Genomic DNA, 20,657 nt, shown 5'->3' with positions numbered 1-20,657 from the left:
TTTAACCGCAAGTGCGCAGGCAGTATTAGATTTATAACAAAGAGCGCCGGAGCACCAACGACCGAGCGCTCGACCTGGAACACATACGCTGTCATGAGCCGATTCCCCTTGCTTCGTCCAGCCGCCTAGCGATCTTGATCGCCGCATCGAGCTCCGAGCACTTGAGCTCCTTCATGATCCGGTCGCGTTCGGCCTTCTCCTCGCCTTCCGTGCCGGCTAGGGCCAGGTACAGACTAGGCGGAACCACTCGGAACAGGGCCTCGACCCGGCCCGACAGAACTACCCCTTCGGTGTATTTCTTCGGCACCTTGGTGGCTGAGCGCATGAGCTGACGCTGCTCCGGCGTCAGCGTCTTGAAGCGCGCCACCTGCTCGACCTCGTCGGGCGGCAACGTCAGCAGTATCCACCATTCACACATGTTCAGTAACTTCTCTGCCGCGGCGGGGAAATCCGCCAGGTTCTGGGTCGCGAACCACAACCAGTGGGACAGCTTGCGCCCCATCTTGCCCACCTTGACAAAGAAGGGGCTGAGCAGCGGATTGACGGTGACGATGTGGCTCTCGTCGATGGCCTGAATGATGTGTCGACCCGAGTACTGCTCGCGTTCGGCCAGGTTGGTGATCATGTTGGTGATCGAGATCACCGACAGGGCCAGTTGAGCCTCATACCCCTCGCGGGCGTAGTGCGCCAGGTCGATGATCGTCACATCGCACTCGGGCCATGGCTCGCCCTCGGTATTGAACATCTGACCGTCGAAACCATCCACGAAGAGCCCAAGGGCCTCGCCCATGTCATAGGCTCGTTTGCGGGCCTGCTCGGGCAGCTCGGAGTCCCTAGCGATCTCACGAAAGGCATGACGCACGTCCTCGGTCAGACACTGGCGCCCTTCCTCATAGGTGGTACGAGCCGCCCGATAGATCGCATCTCGCACCATCCGTCTGTCGGCGCGCTTGAAGTCCGCCTCCTCCTTGGGTTCACCCCCGGTGATCATCAGGCGAGCGGCCGTCTCCATTTCGCCGATCAAATCGCGTTCGTCGTCATCGCTATCGGCACTCTCGATCAGATCCTCGACGGATACGTTTTCATAGAGATTGTGGTCCTCGGCATCGCGTTGCTTGCGTGCCGCCTCCATGTTGTCCTCGAGCAGGCGGTGGGCCTCGGTGAAAGGCGGCAACTTGGCCCCCGAGCCGGGAGCCAGGCGCACCTTGTTGACCGTCAATCCCATCCGCTGGAAGTAGTCACCCAGCATGCCGAAGGAGTTGCCGACCTCGATCACGAACAGCCGCGGGCGATGCATTGCCATTACCTGGCTGAGCATGCCGTTGAGGGTGGCAGACTTCCCGGCCCCGGTCGGACCGAAGATCAGCATGTGCGCGTTAGCGGACCGGTCGGCATAGTTCAGGGGGTCGACGTGAAAGGTCCCGCCCCCACGGTTGAAGAAGGACAAGCCAGGGTGTCCGGTACCCCGAGCGCGGCCGAAGAAGGGTGCCAGGTTGGCGATGTGCTGGACGAAGTTGAGCTGGGTATACCATCCGCCACGATCCAACTCGGGATCGTAAGCCATGGGCAGCCAGCGCAGATAGGTGTTTAGCGCCGCAACCTCATCCTCGGGTTCCACCGGTTTAAGGTTGGCATTGGTCAAGTACGTGGTGAGCTCAAGGAGGTGTCGGTTCAATTCGCACTCATCCGCCCCGTGCACATAGAAGACCAGGTTACTCTGGTACAGCTTATGACTTTTGCTCAGGTACTCACGCGCCTCGTCGCAGTCCCGACGCACCGACTCGGCCAGGACGGTATCTCCCACCGCTTTCTTGCGTAGCTGGTTGATATGGTCTTCGAGGGGTTCTTGGGGGGTAGCCACCATGGTCAAACAGACCTCGGTACCCTCTGGCAGTAAATCCATCAATGCATTGGACTTGGCGGTGGTGGAGATGCCGTCGCCCTTGGGAACTTCACCTGTCAGGTGTCCCACCTTGGGCACCTGACGAATCTCCTCCACCGGCACCACGGCGTGGGGCATTCCATCGAAATACCACCAACCCGACTCGACATCGCCATAAGGGGAACTCGCCAGCATCCCCTCGGCCAGATCGTACTGCAGCAGCCTCACCTCCTCCCGCGGATAATCGAAAACATCGTAGAACCGCTGGGGATCCTCGGGTGAGTATCGGGGTCGCGGATTGAAGCGTGGCATCATCCAGCGATGGAAGTCGCGGCCATCATAGCGCCGCAAGCGCAGGCCAGCCGCCTTGAGGGAGGCCTCCAGGCGGCCATACACATGATTGACGGCATCTTCGGGCCGTAGATCGCGACGCGACCGGCGCTCACCCAGCTTCGTTTTGCCGCTACCTAATCGGCGATACAGTACCAGGCGAGTCCGCCTTGACTGACCACGCCACTGGGTGTCGGTCACTACATCGTCGACGAACAACCCGCCCGGCTTGGTGGTGGCCCGCAAGTGGGTCTCCATGCTGTCGAGCCAAGCCTGGGTGTACTCGGTATCGCGCACATCGGGGTGAGCGTAGCTCTGGAGCCGTTCCAGGTCCTCGCGCGGGTCCGTCTCATCCCGCGCGTAAAGCTGAAGGACCCAGGGAAAATGGTCGTGCTCTGGCAGGCAGTCCTGAAGGGTCGCGCAGATGGTATCGCGCACCGCTTCCAGAGCTTCCTCGCCACGCCCCTCCGTCGGCACCGGGATAACCTCGGCCACCACGCCCACGGAGATGCCGTCCTCGAGCAGGAAGCACCCCGACTCGGTTAGATACTCGACCCACGGCAGGCGGGACGCGAAGCTCGGCTTGCAGCGGTACGCCTTGCGCAGGGCGTCCTGGGTGATCGACTTTCCCCGTGGCAGAGAGAGGGGGCGACCGTTTTCATCGGTCAACAGCGCCTCGGCCAGGGCCGAGGGTTCGGGGTCACCGCTCCCGGACAGTCGCTTGGCCTCCTTGTCCGGACCGGTGGGCGGAAACAGCCGGGTCATCATCCGATCAAACGCGCTCATGGCCGCCCTCCCACGAGTTCGACGCTGACACGACCGCGTCGCTTACCAGTCTCCTCGAGCGCCCGCGGCCGGGCGGTCTCGCCCGGCATGGCGTACTGCAGCCGTGAGTAGAGCGGGAACACCGTGGAATAGCCCGGGATAGGCACGGGATCTGCGCCGGCGAGATGCGGGAAGACGTACATCACCAGGTCGGGGTTATCCAGCCGTGTGAACTGGCTGTAGATCTCTTTGGCCGCTTCGCGTGTATAGGCAATGCGCTCATCCACCATCACGCCATCGCCGAGCTGACGGCGCAGCTCTCCACGGGCATCGAGCAGACCGCGCTGGGTCATGTCTTCACCACCGCCGGCGTCCTGTCGCCACAACTCCTGCATGGTCACGCCCTCGCCGTCCCACATTTCGTCCTTGGAGGTTGCGCACCCGGAGATCAGCAGCGACGACCCAAGGAAGATGCACAGACCCAACGCGGTAAGCGGGTTACGGCATGTCGTTGCGGAGCGATAGATCGCGATCATAGTGCACCCTCCTGCCTACGGTTTCGTAGTCGATCTGCAGTTCGCGGTCGATATGCACGGCCACATCACGGCCCGGGGGCACGAAGACCGCAGCGAAGGCCTCGCCATAGAGACGATTGACCCACCGCGACATATCGTTGACACCTGAGGCCATGATCTGTTGGGTCGCCTGGCTGCCTGTCATCGCCTGGGTCACGGAGCCATCGGAGTTGATCGTCGTCGCGATATCACCCTCATCGCTCAGCATTGAAGCCACACCGGCCCCCGCAGCGGTCAGCAGCGACTGCGTGCCCAGGTATTGCTTGGCGTTGCTGTTACGCTCACCGCTCACGCAGGGCATACCCATTTCATCGGAGATCCAGCCGATCTTGGTGCGCGAGTCGGAGTCGCCACTGTCGAGGTCCTCAGGCGATGGCAGGGTACGTACCGTGCCGTCCTGGAACACGAAGGTCACGGAGTGCACATCACCGCGGACGCACGACAGCGTCCAATCCCCGGTGGCGGTACCACTCATGATCGCCGCCTGCACTTCCGGCACCTCGATGCCGTTGGCGGTGAGATTGTCCTGGCCGACGATGATCTTGAACGGAAACGGATCCGTCACCGTGCCATCCACGGGCACGCGCCCAATCAGTGCCGTCATGGCCAGCGACCCCATCAGGGTGGAGTTCTCCGGCACGGTGTAGACGGGCTCAACGGTCGAATCCGGAGGCTCGCCGGTCACCCGGCTCTCTACCGCCTCGACGGAGCGCCTGGCTGCGTCACTGGCCGAGCCGGCGGCCTCTCCGAAGGAGGACGGGAAGTTCACATGCTCATCATTGCGGCCACTCGCCGACCCCTCCCGGGAATCCATGGGATCGACCCAGGACATGCTGGATGTGGCACCGCCGTCCTCAAGGCCTAAACCGATGGGCATCTCCTCACCGGCTTCTGCGTCGCCACTGGAGTCGATGCGGCTCTGCAGCTGGTTGAGTTGCTGTTGCAAAGAGCCCAGCAGGCCCTCCTCCTGCTGTGATTGCTGCCGCCTGTCGGCCTGCAGTCTTTCCCGCTCCTCGCGCAGGGCCTCGTCGATCCGCTGGTCGATGTTCTGACTGCGCTGGACCAGTTGCGCATTTTGTTCGCGTAACGCTTCGGTCTCTGCCTGTGAGCGATCCAGTTCATCGCGCATGGACTGGACCTGGCCGACCAGGGTCGCCACGGTATCCCGCGGGGTGTCCCCTTCGATACCGAGCGCGTCCATCTCGTCGTCGGAGAGCCTCAGCGTCGGATCCTCCCGCTGCTCGGCCGTGGCCTGTTCACCACCCTCGTTGCAGGCACGCAGCATCACCACCAGAGCGATCATCACCACCAACGGCACCAGGAGCTTCAGAAGGGCATTACTCTTGAGTGTCATGCGTCATCCCCTTCATCCTGGCCTGTCGCTTCGGGCGGCATCAGCATCGACTCGGCGAGTCCACCGCCCTGCGTCACCACGAACACCGTCGTCGTGTCCTCGACGCTACCCCGCGGGCCAATGCTCGGATGCATGAAGGTCGCGCTGTACAGCTCCCCCTGCAGGTAACGCGGATCGAGCTCGAAGCTCCGCGGATCCTGGTTGGTCAATCGCACAGCCGTCACCGTGTAGCCGCCGAGCGTCCACGCCGCCAGCGGCTTGGCCTCCAGCGGCAGGGACGGCAGCAACGTCGGAAGAGAATCGGGCAACCGCATCGGCACCCGCCTCACCCCCGTCATGTTCTCGATGGCACGCATCGGTGCGTACAGGGACTGAGCGGCATGGCGGGTCAGCGCAACCGGCGTTGGTGCCAGAGGCCGGCCCCGGTCGGTGTCCTGAGCGTCCTCGGCTGAGGCATGCCCATCAGTGGGAGCCGATTGGACAGACTCCTCGGCTTCGACGATGCGGATATCCTCGTCGCTGGCCCCCTCCCGTGCCGATAAGTCCACCAGCAGGATCTCGCCGCTCTCGACATCCTGCAGTTGTACGCGCTGGGTATCGAAGTTCTCGTGAGCCAGCAGATAGAGCACGCCACCGGTGCTCTGTACCCGCAGGACTTCCGGGTCGGCTATGGAAGACGGCAGGCCGACCCGAACATTGCGATCCAGAACCACGATCCGTTCGCTGCCAACAGGCAGCGGAATAGTCATCGGTCGCCGGTCCCACTCGACGATCTCCACCGCCCAGGACGACCCAGCCATCAAGGTCGCGGCCGCGAGCAGTGCCATACGACGGATCAGCTTCATACGTCAGCTCCTTCCTGGTTGGGCACCTCCAGGCGCTTGGGCGTACCCTCGAAGCAGTCGACCTGCAGCCCCCAGGGGTTGTGCTCGGGATCGACGTCGGCACGGACGACTCGCAGGGGATAGCGGATGAACACGTCTCGTACCGGGGTGCCGGCGTACTGCTCATCGATCGCCAGATCCAGGGTCACCACCCAGGCGTCTCGACTCAGGATCTTCACCGCCGCGGGCCGATAGCCTCGACCCGGGATTTCGTAGATGCCTCGCACCCGGCCGGACAGCTCATTGCGGTCGAGACGCCGCTCGTAGTCGCGTTCGAGCTCGATCTGACAGGAGGGCGTCAGGAAGTGCTGGAGCGAGTGGAGGTTGCGCTCGTAATCCACCTCCCCGTTCGTCGGCCAACGATTGATCTGCTGCCAAACGTAGAAACCGAACGCGTAGGCGCTGGAGGGCGGGACTTCCCACCAGGCCCGCGTGCTGCCGCTGCGCAGATCTGGCGGATTGTGGATGGTCAAGTTCTCGGGGGCAGTATTCCATCCCCACCAAAGACCGCCGCAGATGACCACCAGCACCAGGATGATTCCCCGCAAGGTAGTGATATGCGCGTCCCTTCCAGCGAGGGCGTGACGATAACGGCTCATGAGCGTCCTCCGTGTCGGTAGGAGTCGCGCCGAATCCGATAGGAGGTCGAGTCAGTGATCAGGGAGCCCGCGTCGCTCATGGGCAGACCAGCGCAGGCGAGCTTCCACTGCACATGGCGGTAGAACCAGATGGTAGAGCGGCCACGGCGGAGGCGGCGCATCACCGTGCCGCCAAACCACAGGGCCGCCCCTGCGAAGAGGAAGCACACGGTGGGCACCATGGCGATGGCTCCCAGCACCCAAGCACTGACGATGCCCAATGGCAGCCCCGAGGCGAAACCGACTACCGCCATCATGACGACCTCCTTGCCGGTCATGCCACGGAACACCACGGGTGGCTCATTCAGCCTTTTGGGAATGAAGGCGATGCTCGGCATGGTGCCTCTCCGGTCAAGGCATCAGGATTGGCGCGGCTTCCGTGGTCAGCCAGATGATGGCGATGACCAACACCACCCCAACCACGACTGTCAGAGCGAATTTTCCCCAGGTCTCGCGCTCCCTGGCCTCCTTGAATGACGCGATCGAGGCGGAGCCGACAACCAGGAACACAGCGGTGGCCAGCAACAGACCGATCAAGATGCCAAAGTCATACAGATAGCCCTGCATGGTATCCCTCAGCCCCCCTCCACCAGTGGAGGGCTCTTCCAGCTCGGGAAGCCCCTGTGCCATGGCGATGCCAGGCAGACACATGGCGAGACCGACGAGGTGCGCCAGCGACCGTTTGGCACGAGCGATGTGCCGAATCATCATCGAGGATTTCATGGTGACTTCACTCCTTCGGTTGCACTACGTTGCGCGGCTGTTCATACGAACAGCCAGATGAAAATCAGGATTAGCAGCAACAGCCGCACGGCGACCCCAGCGAAGACATCGCCCTTGACGTTGCCCTTCGCCCAACCTCTGTATGCCGATATGGCAGCCCAAGCGGCCCATAACAGGATCGCGACACAGCCCACTCCGGCCAGCAGCAGATACAAGCCGGAGATCTCGAACCCCGAACCGGTCTCGAAGGCGGCCGTGCTGTCCATCAAGGAACCTCCTGCCTCAGGTAGTCCCCCGACAGTGCACTCGGGACACGCGGCGGGAGCCGAGGTGGTTCGAGATACTCATCGATGCCATCGGCAATGCGTGTCAGGTCATCGCGTAGTTGCCGTGTGTCGAGGAAGAATCGAGTTGTCGCCGGATCAGCCAGGTCCTGGCGAGCCTCGATCCGGTCAACGACGACCCCGATCTGGTCGAGTTGCGTCTGGATCACGGCCAGGTCACGACGCAGGATTTCATCTCGTCCGTCGGCGTGCGCCTGCAACGAAGCAGGTAATGTGGCAGCGACAGCGCAGGCCGTGACGACGGTTAGAAGGCATCTGGTTGAAGCAGACATGGCTCGGCTCTAGTCGACCATCTATACCCGCATCGTTGCGGGAACCGACCAGCCGATCACCCCGAAATGTTAAGCGCCGACATGGGGTATTCCGGGCAAAAAAAAGACGCCACGGAGGGCGTCAAAGCAGGGAACGTGCAGGGGAATGGTGGATTACAGGTACTTCTTGAAGCTCCCCGTGGCGACACTCACCAACAAGCCAAACAGGGCCGCGCAGGGCAGCAGAAACACATTGGGATGAATGGCGAAAGGTACGCTCAAGTAGATGATCCAACCGACCACGAAGACCGGTCCGACCATGCGCTTGGCATGGTGATAAATGAAAGCGGACTCACGTCCCGCCCCGAAACGCCGCAAGTCTCGTCGCACCAGACCATCGACCACTCCCACCAGACCGGCCAGGGCGAACAGTGGCGAGGTCAAAACCAGGATCACGACCCGGGTCAAAGTCATCAGCGTGACATAGACCGCAGCCTGCATGTATTGGTTCAGCGTGCCCAGCCAGCCACCGCTGTTGGCATTGCTCTCCAGGAAGGGGGAGATGCCGGTCTTGACGAAGACCCACTCATACGACATCCCGATGAACCAGGTGGCAGACTCCACCGGCCGCGAGACCACCAGCGATCGCGAGAACTCGCTATCCAACCAGCCCATCTCGCGCTCCATGGTCATTCGAGCGTGTTCGGCTCCTGGCTGAGCCCACCATTCCCAGAAGATTCCCGCCCACTCGATCAGGATCGAACACAGCAGGGACACCAGCAGGATACCGACCAGCTGCATGGGGATGCCGATCGAACGCGAGAAGAGCCCGCCGCGGCGTTCGTGGGTCCGTTCAGCGGTCTGCGTGGTCATAAGCTACCCTCCCTCGCGTCATCTTCGACCGAGCGCCGGATTGTTCGGCATCACTCCTGCCACGGCACATCGCTGGCCTCCCCCATGTCCAAGGGCCCGACGGGGGGCGGTTGGTAAGTTGCCTGGTTTGCTACTTCCCCAAGTTGCGGCGGGTCGAAATGGATAGGTGGCGGCATGACATCCTCCCACCACCGCTCGGCGGTGCTGTATCGTGCCCGCATGTCCTCGGCGATGTCCTGAATGTTGCTGGGGAGATTCTTGCCCTTGTCGGGCAGCGGTAACGGCATGCGGATCTTCCAGAGTTGTCCGCCCTCGAGCAATGCGAAGGCCTGCCCCTTGGGCAGGCTCACCACGTCGGCCGACTCGATCATGGGCACCTGAACGGTGCTGATCCGGTCGCCCCCGGAGCTCGTGAAGTCGACCGAGGAGTCGACATCCGGGTTGTCGCCGGCCATGGACACCAGCATGCGGGAGGCCACGTTGACCTTGCGCAGTTGGTCGGTGAGTAGCCTGGCGGTTCGCTCCTCGCGCACGCGCAACATGATCAGGTTGTTGAAGTTGCCGATGACCTGGCCCGCCTTGGCGGTGCTGCCGATACGCGCCTCAATGTCGCTCATGGTCTGGGTATAGGCCGTCACCTGGATCCCCGCGCCGCCGCCTTTGTTGATCAGCGGGATGAACTCATCGCCCATCAGCTCGTTGAACTCGTCGCAGTGCAGGTTGATTGCCACTTTGCCGGATCCGCCACCGTCCACCTTGGGCAACCCATCGTCGATACCGTGCTTGTAGATGTAGCCCGCCACCGACACCAGATCAGCGAACATCGAGTTGCCCACCGCCTGGGCGACCTCGAAATCGGAAAGCGCATCGAGCCCGACGTAGACGATGCCCCGCTTGCGGATGATCTGCTGCCAGTCGAAGATCGGCCGCGGGTCCTCCAGGTCGTGGTAGTCCGGCGAGAGCAGTTCGGCGATGCGCCCCGTGGTCAGCTTCTCCAGTAGAGGCAGCAGGCTGGCGACGATCTTGTCGAAGTAGGTCTTGTCGTAACGCACTGCGGACCTCAAGCCCTCGAGCACGGCATCGCGTATCCGGGCCTGCTGCAGATACTGCTCGATTGCCACCACACGCTTGTCGCGGCCCTTCATGGCCATGGGGATGTTCTTGTCGTTGAGCTTGCCCTCGATTTCGCTGATTCGGTCCCAGGCATGGGCATCGTGCTTCGCCAAGGTCTGCTGGGCGTACTCGATCATTAGGCCATCGATATTGACCACATCGGAGAGGATCTGGTCATAGGTGGGCCGTTGTCCCAGGGAGTGGCGTGCCCTTGCCACGATATTCACGAAGCGCCAGGCGAACTCCCTGAATGCCGCACTGTTGCCCTCGCCGGACAGTTGACCGGAGATGCGGGTCGCCACCTCGCTGATCCGCCCGAAGCGTCCTACCGCATTGTAGCGAGCGCTTATTCCGGGATAGCCCAAGTGGAAGACATAGAACTCGTCGCCACGTCCTGCCCGCAGCGCCTCGATGTACATGCGGATCAGCAGGTCGCTATCGCCCTTGGGGTCGAAGCAGATCACCACATCCTGAGCCGCCCGAGCGATGTCCTGGGTGATCATCACCTCGGCCAGGCGAGTCTTGCCGACCCGAGTCGTGCCCTCCACCAGCGTATGTGCCACCCGCTCGCCCAGTGGCAGGCGCACGTCTATCTCCCGCCACTCCACGGCATGCAAGGCGGGAATCCCCCCGACCGGCGGCAGGGGGCGGAAGGGATTGAGGGCGCTGTTCGCGCTTAGGAGCCGAATCAGGAAAGAGAGGGAGCGGACACGTTCCAGACGATTCTCCAGATGGCGGGCAATCCGATAGGGACGCGATGGCTTGATATAGCGCTCGGCCTCGGGCTGCTGGCTCTCGTGAAGTCGCTGGGTATGCCTGGCCTCCCACTTGAAGCCCTTGCCCAGCCACAGGCTCCGGGTACTCACCGGGACCTGGTCGCAGCGCAGGGCGAAGCGAGGCAGGCGGCGCATGTTGCGGCGATACCGCAAGACGATCCACGCCTGCCTCCCCCGCCACAGGCCGAAGCCCATGAAGGCAAAGGCCATGCCGATCCCCACGCTGGGCGTCAACGCCAAGGCCCATGGTGCGAACACACACATCAGAGCACAGGCGAAACACACAACCGCCGTGTTCAGCTCCACGGCAGGCCGCAACAGCGACTCGAGGGGATGGGTCTGGTTCACGCCGAGCCCTCCTTCTCGATGGCGGCCGATCCGTTTTCGCTGCCGCCGTCGAGACGCTCCAGCACTTGCACGGCCGCCGATTCGAGGATCCCTTCACCGGCCAGGTTGGCGAGGATGGCGTTGTAATGGGCACTGTCGTAGCGGCAGGCGGAAGCGAAGCCATCCAGGAGACGGGATGCCTCCGGGTTCTCGCAGGGTGCCTCGCGTAGATAGAGCCACAGGGCGGGGATGCGCTTGTCGCGTCCCTGGTAGGCTCGGGGTATCGAGCGCTCCCCGAACCCCGCCAGCTTCGCGGCAATCCGTTGCCAAGCCTCCGCCGGCAACACCACAGCGGCAAAGTCGATCGCCAGGGCGTCCAGGGCCTCGATGCGCTCTACCAGGGGCAGCAGGGTCGTCACCTTGAGCGGTCGATCCAGCCGACGGCAGGCAAGCACGCCGAGCTGGATCAATCGCGCCGCGAGCAAAATACGTCGCTCGGCATCCTCGGGCTGATGGCCAAGTTGCGGTACGTCCAGTGCATCGAAGGCAGTGTCGGGAAGCATCAAAGTCACGGTGCCTTCCTCCCTCACTGCTCGATGTTGTCGGCGGTAATCAGTACCGGGTATTTCGACAACCCCAACCGCTCCGCCAGGTCGTCAGCGGATACCGGCCGCATTTCCAGCCCCTGCCCCAGGTCTCTGAGCCGCTCCAGCTCCTCCAAACCAGCCACCTGGACCACCAAGCCCACGGCATTCATCTCCCGAAGGATGGCCCCACGCTGCTTCAACCACTCCACCGAAAGATCGTCAGCGCCGACCAGAAAGAACGGCGTCATGCTCGGGGGCAATTCCAATGACCGGGGCTGGACTCGTCCGGGCGACAGGGTCTCACTCTCCACCGGGAGCATGTCGCGCTCGTCGATGGACACCGGCGCCGAGGGATCGGGCACATAGCCGTCCTCCTCGTCTACCCCGGCCATGCCGATAGCAACGTAGTACGGCCGGGCGGGTTCGCCACCGTGGTCAGCCACCACCGTCAATTCGGGTAATCCCGGCGGCCGCGGCGGTTGCTGTGCGTGGCCGGAGAGAACGACAGTCGAAGCGACCAGGCCGACCATGGTGATCAAGGGTGTCTTCATGAGTGTTTCCTTCAAATCAATGTGCCGCCACCGACGCAACGAGCCGATCCCAGCGTCTCTCCGGATCGACCCACTGAGCCGGTTTCAAGGGAGCGACCCAGACCAGGGAAGTATCGGCATTGAGGGGTTCGGGTTCGACGGCAGTCGCGGTCGAGGATGATGCGGTCGAAAGCGAAATGTTCTCGGCCGAGGCGAACTGGACGCCACCCGCCGCATCCACCTGACGCGTGCCGTCATCCAGGCGTTCGAGATTGGCCGCCACCGCTCGCCGGTAGCGTGACGCCGGCGCGCCACCGGCGGGACGGTGATACCGCCCCGCGGCCGCCACCCAGTCCTGGCTGCCACTGGCGTCATAGTGCGAACGCAACAGCTTCGCCGCCTCATCCAGATTGGCGTAGGGATCGAGGGCATCACAGGGGTCCACGAAGCGATTGCCTGCACCGAACAGCTGAGGCTGCCAGCGGAGATTGAGCTGTGCCACGCCCACGTCAATCAACTCGGTCTCGAACAGCGCGCGAGTCAACGCCTCGCAGGCCTCCGCCCGCGTCTCGAAGTAGTAGCTCTGTCCCGCGACATTCAGCGTCCAGGGCCAGGGACGCAGCGTATGCGCCAGCGGGACCTTGGATTCCGTCAGTGCCACGGCATACAGCACCTCAGGCGGCACGCCATGGCGCTGTGCCGCGACAACATAGGCCTCGGGTATATCGTTGCCGGCCGTTGCCGACACCGGAATGGCAGCCAAGACAAACCACAGCCCGAGATAGCAGCACCAGAGACGAAGCATGGTGGTCTGCGAACGCCGGAAACGCATCGCCAGAACCCTGCCTACCGAGGAAAGATCTGGGGCACGCTGTCCCGCGTCACGCCCAGGGATGCATCCGTCCTCCCATGGTTGAGCGTGATCTCACGAGACTGCACACGGCTCACCGGGATTGAATTGTCCCGGGCCCACTGTCGAATGACGGTGTCGTCACCCTCCGAGTCGATGACGAAGACATCCATGGGCACACCGCTGTCCAGCAGCTCCCGGATAGTGGCGTCACAGCTGGCACACCCCTGGGCCGCTACATGCACGCTCAAGCGCGAGGAACCGGCCGAACTGCCGGCGTCTTGGAGAAAGGTCACGCTCCCCTGCCCAGCCTGGCCAGAATCGCCCAGCAGGAACTGCTCGACAGGCATTTCGTTGGGATAAAGGCGCTGCCAGGCCTCATCATAGGCGCGCTGGAAGGCGAGCTCGCGCTCGACTCTTTCCCTCTCTACCTCGACCAGCATCTCGGCGTAGCGGCGACGCTCCTCCGCTGTCTCCGCCTCGATGCCCAGCGCCGTCAGCGGATCGAGGTCCGGTGACCAAATCCCGCGCGAGCCCTCCATCAGCGCCTCGTAGCGCTGCCACTCCCGCTCGTCCAAGCCCCACTCGCGGGCCTCGGCGCGCTGTGAGTCGCGGATCTGGCTGTCCCGCTCCTCGATACCACTCGTGTCTTGGGAATTCGTCTGGCCGTCCCCCGGTACCAACGTCTGGGCCGACGCTGGGAAAGCCAACAACCCGAGACATAAGGCGGCACCGATGCCGAAGGCCGGCCCGCTGCGCCATACCTTCCAATCTTGCGACATCATGCTCATCCCTCTCCTCGTCTGGGCGCGCTTGTTGGCGTCGTCACTCATCGCCTGCCTCCGCTGTATTGATACCTGGAGTACCTACCAAGGAATGAGCCACACCCAGCGTCCCCGCTGCACGGATGCCCCGCTGCTCGAAGCAGACCTCCCGCCGCACGGGATCGACATCAAGCTCCCAGGCATCGCCGGCGAGCACCTGCAGTGCCTCGCGGAGCGGCATGGGCCCCAGCCGGTAATGGATCGCCGGCAGCGGCCGGCTGAATAACCAGCGCTGAGGATTGGCATTGGGGTGGCACAGCGAGTAGCCGGTATTTCGCAGGGCATATTCGATCCCATCACCTACCGTGGTGGACACGTCCGACGGGACGCGCACATTCACGTACTGCTCGAGCAACTGCCGCTGCCCCAGCGGGGCCCGTGTGGACACCAGCTGGTATCGAGCCGTGCGCAACACTTCGATTGTCGGCAGCTCATGTGCATGGCCATCCGCCTCCACCACACCCGTCCGGAGCGCATTCGGGGCGGTGGTGGCATCTTGCTCCCGGTAAACGGTCTGGGGCTCACCGCGAGGTGCAATTTCCAGGGCGCTAGCCTCGTCGACCTGCGTCGCCTCGGCATGCTCGGTCGACGACCGATGCAACTGGTCAGCACAGCCGACCAGCAAGGCCACGGCCATGCTACAGGTAAGAAATCGAGGGATAGATCGCACCATGTCGGCCTCGCGAAGCTCTGATCGAAAGCAGATTCACAGTGCCGTGGAGGAACAGGGGGATCGACAGGGAATGTTAAGCGTGTCCAGCGACTATTTCGCAAGCCAGGCGCTCCGGTTTGGGAGCGCCCCGGTCTCGATTAGGTGAAGCAGAGAATGCCTGAGTTAGCCTCTACCCGCCGGAGAAGGTAGATCACACGAAGGGGCCACTATGTTCGACGTCGGTCACGTCCCTCTCAGCCATGCCGACAACCTCACACCCGATCCTATGGCGGCGTAACGATCGGTACTTCGCGTCTCGCGAATATGCACGGTATCCCCGCACAAAGGGAGCCCAGTGTTCAAGCGGCGGGCACCGCCAGCGTGAAGTCATGACAATCCGGCCAGCGAGCAATCCCAAGGCAGAGATCGCTCACTGGTCAGACTGCATGGAAGTAGAAGGGTGGCCAGCTCACCAGGCTGACCTAGGTAAAGGGAGCCTCGAATCCCCGACAGTGCAACCTGGTGCCACGGCATGCGTAAGGTGGCGTGGGGATGTCTCCTTGCACGAGGCGCGGGAGACTTGGGGGTCAATTGAGCCACTGAGGACTCAAAGGGCGTCACTGATGACCGCCAGTGACCAGCGGGGTACGCCTGTCATTATGGCAGCCTAGCCTTGGCGGTCAACACATGGACGAAGTCTTCACCACGGTAATTCAATAGGATAAGTGGCCCGACGACTGAACTATAGCCACATCATGTAGTCCCTCCACTGCTCAGCCATTGGCAACACTCCCTTTATCCCCGCGACCTTGCGGTCCAACCCCCTTAGCCTTCCCTCGCTGCTTCCCGAGGTTCACGATCCCTCTGCATTCAGGGTAGCGGCTACAGCCCAGAAAAGGTCCGCTCCTGCCCTTGCGCTTGAGCATCGGCGCCCCGCAGTCGGGGCACTTCTGCGCCGGTTGCTGCTGAGGCAGCGACATAGTTATCCCCGCCGCATGCTTGACCAGCCTGTTGATCAAGATTGTCTGGCGCGCCATGAACTCATCGAGCGGCAGCCGCCGTGCCGCCACTACATCCAGTGCTTGCTCCCACAGGGCAGTCATCCCCGGATCGGTCACCGTGGCGGGTAGGGCATCGATGAGCTGACGGGCCGTGAGCGTTGAGACCAAGGCGCGTTTCTGCTTCCTCAGGAAACCCCGCTTCAACAGCGTCTCGATGATCCCCGCCCGGGTTGCCTCGGTGCCGATGCCCGCCGTCTCCTTGAGCCTGACCTTCAGCCGTTCATCGGTGACAAAGCGGGCCGCGTGCTTCATCGCCGAGATCAACGTCCCTTCCGTGAAGGGTTTGGGCGGGGTCGTCTGCTTGGTCATTACCTCGAGAGAACGCACCGGGCACACCTCTCCCTGGTACAGTGCCGGTAACGCCTGGCCAGCGTTTTCTCCTTCCGTACCGCCGGCCTCCTCCTCGCTCTCCTTCGCTGCCTTCGTGAACAGCACTCGCCACCCCTCGACCTGGACCTGCCGGCCGGTGGCCACGAAGTCCTCTCCCGCCAACTTCACGACGACATCGGTCTGATCGTACTCGTGGGGAGACAGGAACTGAGCGAGATAGTGACGACGGATCAGATCGTAGAGATACCGCTCCGGCTCACTCATGCGGGACATGTCGCAAGGCGAGGTGGTTGGGATGATTCCGTGGTGAGCGGTGATCTTGCTGTCGTTCCAGACCCGGCTCTTGCGCGACAGATCCAGATGATCGCGAAGCGGAGAAAGTTCAGGATCCGTTTTCAGTAGCGCCGTCATCACCCCCTCGGCTTCCTCCAGTTGAGAGAGCGGCAAGTAGCGGCAATCGGTCCTGGGATAGGTGGTCGCCTTGTGGGTCTCGTAGAGCGTCTGGGCAACGTCCAGCACCTGCTGCGCCCCGTACCCATAGCGCCGCGAGGCCTCCTGCTGCAGCGTGGCCAAATCCATCACCAACGGCGGCGCCTCCCTCTTGCGCGCCGTCTCCAAACGGGAGATCTGCCCTTCACCGTCAGAAGCACGCTGGACCAGCTCCCGGGCGGCAGCCTCGTTGATGCAACGTCCCGCATCATCCAGCAGCGATTCGTCCCGCGGCTTCCACTTCGCCTTGAAAGTACTGCCCTTGGCCTGGAACAGCCCCTCTAACTCCCAGAAGGGCTTGGGCACAAAGTCCGCGATCTCTCGGTCACGGTCCACCACAAGCCGCAGCGTCGGCGTCTGGACTCGACCGACAGACAGCACCCCATCGTGCCCCTGTTGCTTGGCGATCACAGTGTAGGCCCGGGTCAGGTTCATGCCGACCAGCCAGTCGGCACGGCTTCGCCCCAGGCCAGCCAGGTAGAGCGGATAGGTCGAGTCTCCGGGACGAATGTCGGCCAGAGCCTTGCGGATGGAGGTATCGTCCAGTGCCGACAGCCACAGGCGGCTCACAGGCCCGCGGTAATCGCAGTACTCCAGGATCTCACGGGCGATGGTCTCACCCTCGCGATCGGCATCGGTGGCCACCACCACTTCCGTGGCCTCCCTCAGCAGCTTGCGGATCGTCTCGAACTGCTTGCGTCCACTCTTTTTGACCTCCAACTTCCAGGACGTCGGCAGGATCGGCAGGGTATCAAGCGCCCAACGCTTGAACGCGGGGTCATAAGCGTCGGGCGGGGCCTGCTCGAGCAAATGCCCGAAGCCCCAGGTGACGACGGTGCCATGGCCGCGCAAGCAGCCGTCATCTTTCTGATTTGCTCCCAGCACCATGGCAATATCTCGGGCCTGTGACGGCTTCTCGCAGAGAAAAAGCTTCATGTCTGTCTCCCATGAGATTATGGGGAAACAGGCTCCGTCAGCCTGTGGTGGGGTGAAAGGAGAAACGATAACGCGGGATTGAAGGATTTGGCCTGAGTGACATCACCGGTCCCCATTCCCTATCTTCTCAGCTAGGTCCATGACATCACCGAGACGGAACAGCATCTGAGTACCGGTAGAACCAGCTCCCTTGATGAGTGGTGTTGGAGGAGGGTGGCCTCGAAGGTCCGTCCCCTGGCGCAGTGCCTCCTTGAGCTCGGAGACCCTGACACCGAGGAGTTGGGCGGCATTGGACACGCCGATGCGCTCATTGCGCAGTTTATCTATCAAATTCTTCGTTCTCCAAAATTGTAGCTCGCTCCGTGGCCAATCAACTGACTCCTTGGCTTCCCTAACTTTCACGATACGGCCAGCCAAGCCACCTGCGCGTCAATGCGGATCTGTGCGTGGGTAATCTACATTGCCAACGCCACATAGAAGACCGCAAGGGGGAGCAAGGCACTTGCCGACGGCCTGGATCCTTTAGCAGCCACTCCTCGGCTGCGCACCCGGAATTCCGCTGTCCCCTCCAGGCATCGGTGATGAACAGATCTGCATCTGTGGTCCATATTGCCTCGTTACAACAGCGCGGCCTCGGCACGCTGCTGAATTGCCGCCTTCATTGCGTCGAGGTCGAAGGTGCGACTGCTCCCTGCCGGCATGAACCCCATCTGAATCCTAGAGCCAACTCCATCTCGTTGGATCTCAGCCCTCAGAATGATGCTGTGCTCCACACCGTCGACCACCTGCTTGTCATAGTCGCTGAGACGATAGAAAGCCCCAGGAGTGGCTTCATAGTGATATGCCTCATCCATCTGCATGAGCCGATCACTGCGAAGATCGTTATTGAAGTCGGCGTCCGACCGGAATCCGAAAGCACTCCGCAGCCTCGCATAGGCTGTATCGACATCGATCGGGACGTTGAGAACGAACGTAGTCGGCACTACGGGAGCACTTGCTGCCTTGGATGCATGCTCGGAGGGCATCGGCTGCTCATCTTCCGTATCGTAGTTGACGGGCTCACCCGTGAATGGGTTGTTGATGCAGGTCAAACACCGCCCTTGGGAATATACATGGTCGTGCGTGGTACACCCGGCGATGGCCAAAGCAGCGACCCCAAATGGCAGCAGGAAATAACTCCTCATCGTCACACCCTCTCTCGCATGCCGCCGCCATCAGTGCCAGATCCGTCAGCGGCACCATAGCCGGAGGCGTCGGTTGAAGGCTGCATGTCGGCTGGCGGCACAGCGGTACGCTGTTCCGGCGGCGTCCCACTCTGAGAAGCGGCGCTGTCCATCTCCACAGCCAAAACTCGATACGGCAGGATCCCGACTCGATCCGCCTGGACCTTGAATGCCGACTGCTCCTCCCCATCCTTCTCCCAGGTATCCAGTACCATGCGTCCTATCACCAGGACACGCTGACTGCGCTGATACAACGTCGACCACTCCTCGACCTGGCGTCCCCAAATTTCGACATTGGCCCAGAAGCCGCCACGATCGATCAGCCCATGCTCGGTTGGTACCAGGTTGTCGAAGCGAACATTCAAGCGCATCACGCCACGGGGCGGCTGGTTGCCGTTGTCGGGAAACATCTTAACGATCGGATCGGACCCGATGTTGCCCTCACCAATAAACCGTGTGCTCATCAGAAGCTCCTATGCCACAAGGGGTGTGCCACTAGAGTCCTGCGAAGGCCCAAGTCTGTCTCGGGAAAATGTTAAAAAATATCGAGAGGTTTTTTCACTTCTCTTGCCAAGACTTGATCGGCCCGCTCCAAGGTGGGGATTACCGAACGAAGCCGACGCAGCTCGGAATTGATGACGCCCGCCTGGGCATTGAACAGACACCGAAGCACTTCGATGTCATAAAGCTCTCGTCGCATTGGTTCTGAGAGGTCTCGCCGCGCCATCGCTCCCTCCCATAAGGCATTTCCCATCTTCCTGGCTTTTCGGTCACGCCACCTGAGGTAGGGCACTCGGTGATTGTGCTCTCCATGATGTCGTATCAGCAGACCGAGTTTGGAGAGTAGACCGAAGTTATATTGCTGCTCGATATTCACGGCCTCCTGAACCATCGCCGCTGCTTCCGCCTCGAGTTCATCTCTCAATCGGATCATGCCCCCCTTACCCTTAAAGGGTTTCAAAAGGCCCTTTGCGTAGGCATTGGGTGCGGCCTCACTGGAGCTACCTGGTGCTGATCCGTGGTAGCGACTTGGTGCCATCATTTCGATTGCCATGTCCATGCGTCCTGTGTCATTCAAAAGAGGATCACTTCCCTAGCCATCTTGCTTGAGCTTTCACTTGTGACGCTTTTCCATCCGCCCTGTCATGGCCCAAAGTTAAATTGATTCCGGCGGAATCACCCTGAGGTCCTCCACCTGGCTGCCGTGACCCTAAGTTAAATTGATTCCGGCGGAATCACCCTGAGGTTCTCCACTGGCTTGCCGTGACCCTAAGTTAAATTGATTCCGGCGGAATCACCCTGAGGTCCTCCACCTGGCTGCCGTGACCCTAAGCTAAATTGATTCCGGCGGAATCACCCTGAGGTTCTCCACTGGCTTGCCGTGACCCTAAGTTAAATTGATTCCGGCGGAATCACTCTGAGGTCCTCCACTGGCTGCCGTGACCCTAAGTTAAATTGATTCCGGCGGAATCACCCTGAGGTCCTATCTCTGCCATGGTCACACGGCTTCCTTGTGACACGGTCACCAATCGCCATTACCTCGATCTCAAGGCGATCCTTTCAGCGGCCCTTCCTTCTAATTGTTGGAACCTTGATCGGGATTGGCCTCGGACACGGTATCCTCTGCTGCCACCTGCTGAGGTTTTTGGACTGACGGGGCATACGGGCTGCGCCGCGTCCCATCGAGCACATCCTGGGGTAACTCTCCGAACTTCTCCCGCGCCTCTCGAGCCTTGGCGTTGTTGGCGGCAACGTCATCACGAGTGATGCCGCTGTAGCCAGGGTAGCGCTGGGGAAAGGCGCACAGGCTGCGCAACGCGTGATTGGCTGTCCGTAGTCGATCGTATGTTCCATCCCTCGACAGGATGGCTACATGGCTAGCGAGCAAGAGGTGGCGTACCAAACGATCGAAGTCGATCAGCAGACGAAGGGCCAACCAGCCCTGCTGGCCACCGGTATAGACTGGGGTGGTGAAGGGCCGTTGGTTGACGTTCTCTTCGATGGTGAGCTCACTGGGGATCTGCTCCAGGAGCCGCTCGGCATCGGCCAGTGCGGTATCCAGCTTGTCCCGCACTTCCTCCAGCTTGCCATCGATCAGCAGCATCCAGTGATCAGCGTAAGGATCGTCGCGAGTGGCATTGCGCTGGATCGCACCAACGAGGAAGAGAAACTGTCGCAAGCCGATGATCTGAGGCTTGCCACTCTCAACCCCACGCCCCCACCACAGCCTGGTAGCGTGATAGGTATGCAGGCTTAGATTGATCTTGCTGCGCAAGGCACCCATCGAGTTCGCCTCTAGGGCCATATCCGGTCCCCCTTCCAGTTTGATCATCAATGTGA

The 20,657-nt window shown here is 61.8% G+C and carries 21 protein-coding genes; all 21 read right to left on the bottom strand.

Going from position 1 to position 20,657, the window contains the following annotated elements:
* Positions 1 to 91 precede the first annotated feature (91 nt).
* Positions 92 to 2,998 (bottom strand): conjugative transfer ATPase, encoded by a 2,907-nt coding sequence (locus DIS04_RS14605; RefSeq protein ID WP_111414526.1) that lies wholly within the window; start codon positions 2,996 to 2,998, stop codon positions 92 to 94.
* Positions 2,995 to 3,513, bottom strand: a complete 519-nt coding sequence (locus DIS04_RS14600; protein ID WP_111414525.1) for a TIGR03751 family conjugal transfer lipoprotein — start codon at positions 3,511 to 3,513, stop codon at positions 2,995 to 2,997. Before DIS04_RS14600 ends, DIS04_RS14605 begins: the two co-directional genes overlap by 4 nt.
* Positions 3,476 to 4,906 carry a TIGR03752 family integrating conjugative element protein gene (locus DIS04_RS14595; RefSeq protein ID WP_111414524.1) on the bottom strand — a complete coding sequence of 477 codons (1,431 nt, stop codon included), beginning with the start codon at positions 4,904 to 4,906 and terminating at the stop codon, positions 3,476 to 3,478. Before DIS04_RS14595 ends, DIS04_RS14600 begins: the two co-directional genes overlap by 38 nt.
* Positions 4,903 to 5,751 carry a TIGR03749 family integrating conjugative element protein gene (locus DIS04_RS14590; protein ID WP_111414523.1) on the bottom strand — a complete coding sequence of 283 codons (849 nt, stop codon included), beginning with the start codon at positions 5,749 to 5,751 and terminating at the stop codon, positions 4,903 to 4,905. Before DIS04_RS14590 ends, DIS04_RS14595 begins: the two co-directional genes overlap by 4 nt.
* Positions 5,748 to 6,389, bottom strand: a complete 642-nt coding sequence (locus tag DIS04_RS14585) for a PFL_4703 family integrating conjugative element protein (protein ID WP_111414522.1) — start codon at positions 6,387 to 6,389, stop codon at positions 5,748 to 5,750. The genes DIS04_RS14590 and DIS04_RS14585 overlap by 4 nt, the downstream gene beginning before the upstream one ends.
* Entirely contained in the window at positions 6,386 to 6,766 is a 381-nt protein-coding gene (locus DIS04_RS14580; RefSeq protein WP_111414521.1) for a TIGR03750 family conjugal transfer protein, read from the bottom strand. Before DIS04_RS14580 ends, DIS04_RS14585 begins: the two co-directional genes overlap by 4 nt.
* A 13-nt stretch (positions 6,767 to 6,779) precedes the next feature.
* Complete coding sequence (locus DIS04_RS14575; RefSeq protein ID WP_111414520.1) at positions 6,780 to 7,151, bottom strand: TIGR03745 family integrating conjugative element membrane protein; 372 nt, start codon at positions 7,149 to 7,151, stop codon at positions 6,780 to 6,782.
* A gap of 41 nt (positions 7,152 to 7,192) precedes the next feature.
* Positions 7,193 to 7,417, bottom strand: a complete 225-nt coding sequence (locus DIS04_RS14570; RefSeq protein WP_111414519.1) for a TIGR03758 family integrating conjugative element protein — start codon at positions 7,415 to 7,417, stop codon at positions 7,193 to 7,195.
* Complete coding sequence (locus tag DIS04_RS14565; protein WP_111414518.1) at positions 7,417 to 7,767, bottom strand: integrative conjugative element protein, RAQPRD family; 351 nt, start codon at positions 7,765 to 7,767, stop codon at positions 7,417 to 7,419. The genes DIS04_RS14570 and DIS04_RS14565 overlap by 1 nt, the downstream gene beginning before the upstream one ends.
* A gap of 153 nt (positions 7,768 to 7,920) precedes the next feature.
* On the bottom strand, positions 7,921 to 8,619 hold the full coding sequence (locus DIS04_RS14560) for a TIGR03747 family integrating conjugative element membrane protein (protein WP_111414517.1): 699 nt from the start codon (positions 8,617 to 8,619) through the stop codon (positions 7,921 to 7,923).
* 50 nt (positions 8,620 to 8,669) lie between these two features.
* A complete protein-coding gene (gene traD, locus DIS04_RS14555) occupies positions 8,670 to 10,856 on the bottom strand; it encodes a type IV conjugative transfer system coupling protein TraD (RefSeq protein WP_111414516.1) in 2,187 nt (728 codons plus the stop codon).
* The gene (locus DIS04_RS14550) at positions 10,853 to 11,407 is read right to left on the bottom strand and encodes a hypothetical protein (protein WP_162623082.1); all 555 of its coding nucleotides are present in this window, start codon (positions 11,405 to 11,407) and stop codon (positions 10,853 to 10,855) included. Before DIS04_RS14550 ends, traD begins: the two co-directional genes overlap by 4 nt.
* A 14-nt stretch (positions 11,408 to 11,421) precedes the next feature.
* Positions 11,422 to 11,973 (bottom strand): integrating conjugative element protein, encoded by a 552-nt coding sequence (locus DIS04_RS14545; RefSeq protein ID WP_111414514.1) that lies wholly within the window; start codon positions 11,971 to 11,973, stop codon positions 11,422 to 11,424.
* 16 nt (positions 11,974 to 11,989) lie between these two features.
* Positions 11,990 to 12,757 carry a lysozyme family protein gene (locus DIS04_RS14540; protein ID WP_111414601.1) on the bottom strand — a complete coding sequence of 256 codons (768 nt, stop codon included), beginning with the start codon at positions 12,755 to 12,757 and terminating at the stop codon, positions 11,990 to 11,992.
* A gap of 41 nt (positions 12,758 to 12,798) precedes the next feature.
* Positions 12,799 to 13,587 (bottom strand): TIGR03759 family integrating conjugative element protein, encoded by a 789-nt coding sequence (locus tag DIS04_RS14535; RefSeq protein WP_162623081.1) that lies wholly within the window; start codon positions 13,585 to 13,587, stop codon positions 12,799 to 12,801.
* Positions 13,588 to 13,627: 40 nt separating this feature from the next.
* Entirely contained in the window at positions 13,628 to 14,299 is a 672-nt protein-coding gene (gene pilL2 / locus DIS04_RS14530; RefSeq protein ID WP_111414512.1) for a PFGI-1 class ICE element type IV pilus protein PilL2, read from the bottom strand.
* Between the two features lie 752 nt (positions 14,300 to 15,051).
* Entirely contained in the window at positions 15,052 to 17,094 is a 2,043-nt protein-coding gene (locus DIS04_RS14525; protein WP_111414511.1) for a DNA topoisomerase III, read from the bottom strand.
* Positions 17,095 to 17,711: 617 nt separating this feature from the next.
* Positions 17,712 to 18,278, bottom strand: a complete 567-nt coding sequence (locus DIS04_RS14520; RefSeq protein WP_111414510.1) for a hypothetical protein — start codon at positions 18,276 to 18,278, stop codon at positions 17,712 to 17,714.
* A gap of 2 nt (positions 18,279 to 18,280) precedes the next feature.
* Positions 18,281 to 18,781 carry a single-stranded DNA-binding protein gene (locus DIS04_RS14515; RefSeq protein ID WP_111414509.1) on the bottom strand — a complete coding sequence of 167 codons (501 nt, stop codon included), beginning with the start codon at positions 18,779 to 18,781 and terminating at the stop codon, positions 18,281 to 18,283.
* Positions 18,782 to 18,852: 71 nt separating this feature from the next.
* Positions 18,853 to 19,371, bottom strand: a complete 519-nt coding sequence (locus DIS04_RS14510; RefSeq protein WP_162623080.1) for a DUF3158 family protein — start codon at positions 19,369 to 19,371, stop codon at positions 18,853 to 18,855.
* A 522-nt stretch (positions 19,372 to 19,893) separates the two neighbouring features.
* On the bottom strand, positions 19,894 to 20,649 hold the full coding sequence (locus tag DIS04_RS14505; protein ID WP_162623079.1) for a PFL_4669 family integrating conjugative element protein: 756 nt from the start codon (positions 20,647 to 20,649) through the stop codon (positions 19,894 to 19,896).
* Positions 20,650 to 20,657 lie beyond the last annotated feature (8 nt).

The organism is Billgrantia lactosivorans (assembly GCF_003254665.1).
Classification (GTDB): domain Bacteria; phylum Pseudomonadota; class Gammaproteobacteria; order Pseudomonadales; family Halomonadaceae; genus Halomonas; species Halomonas lactosivorans.
Note: the sequence above shows the minus strand (reverse complement) of the source record. Positions and strands in the feature narration are given on the sequence as shown.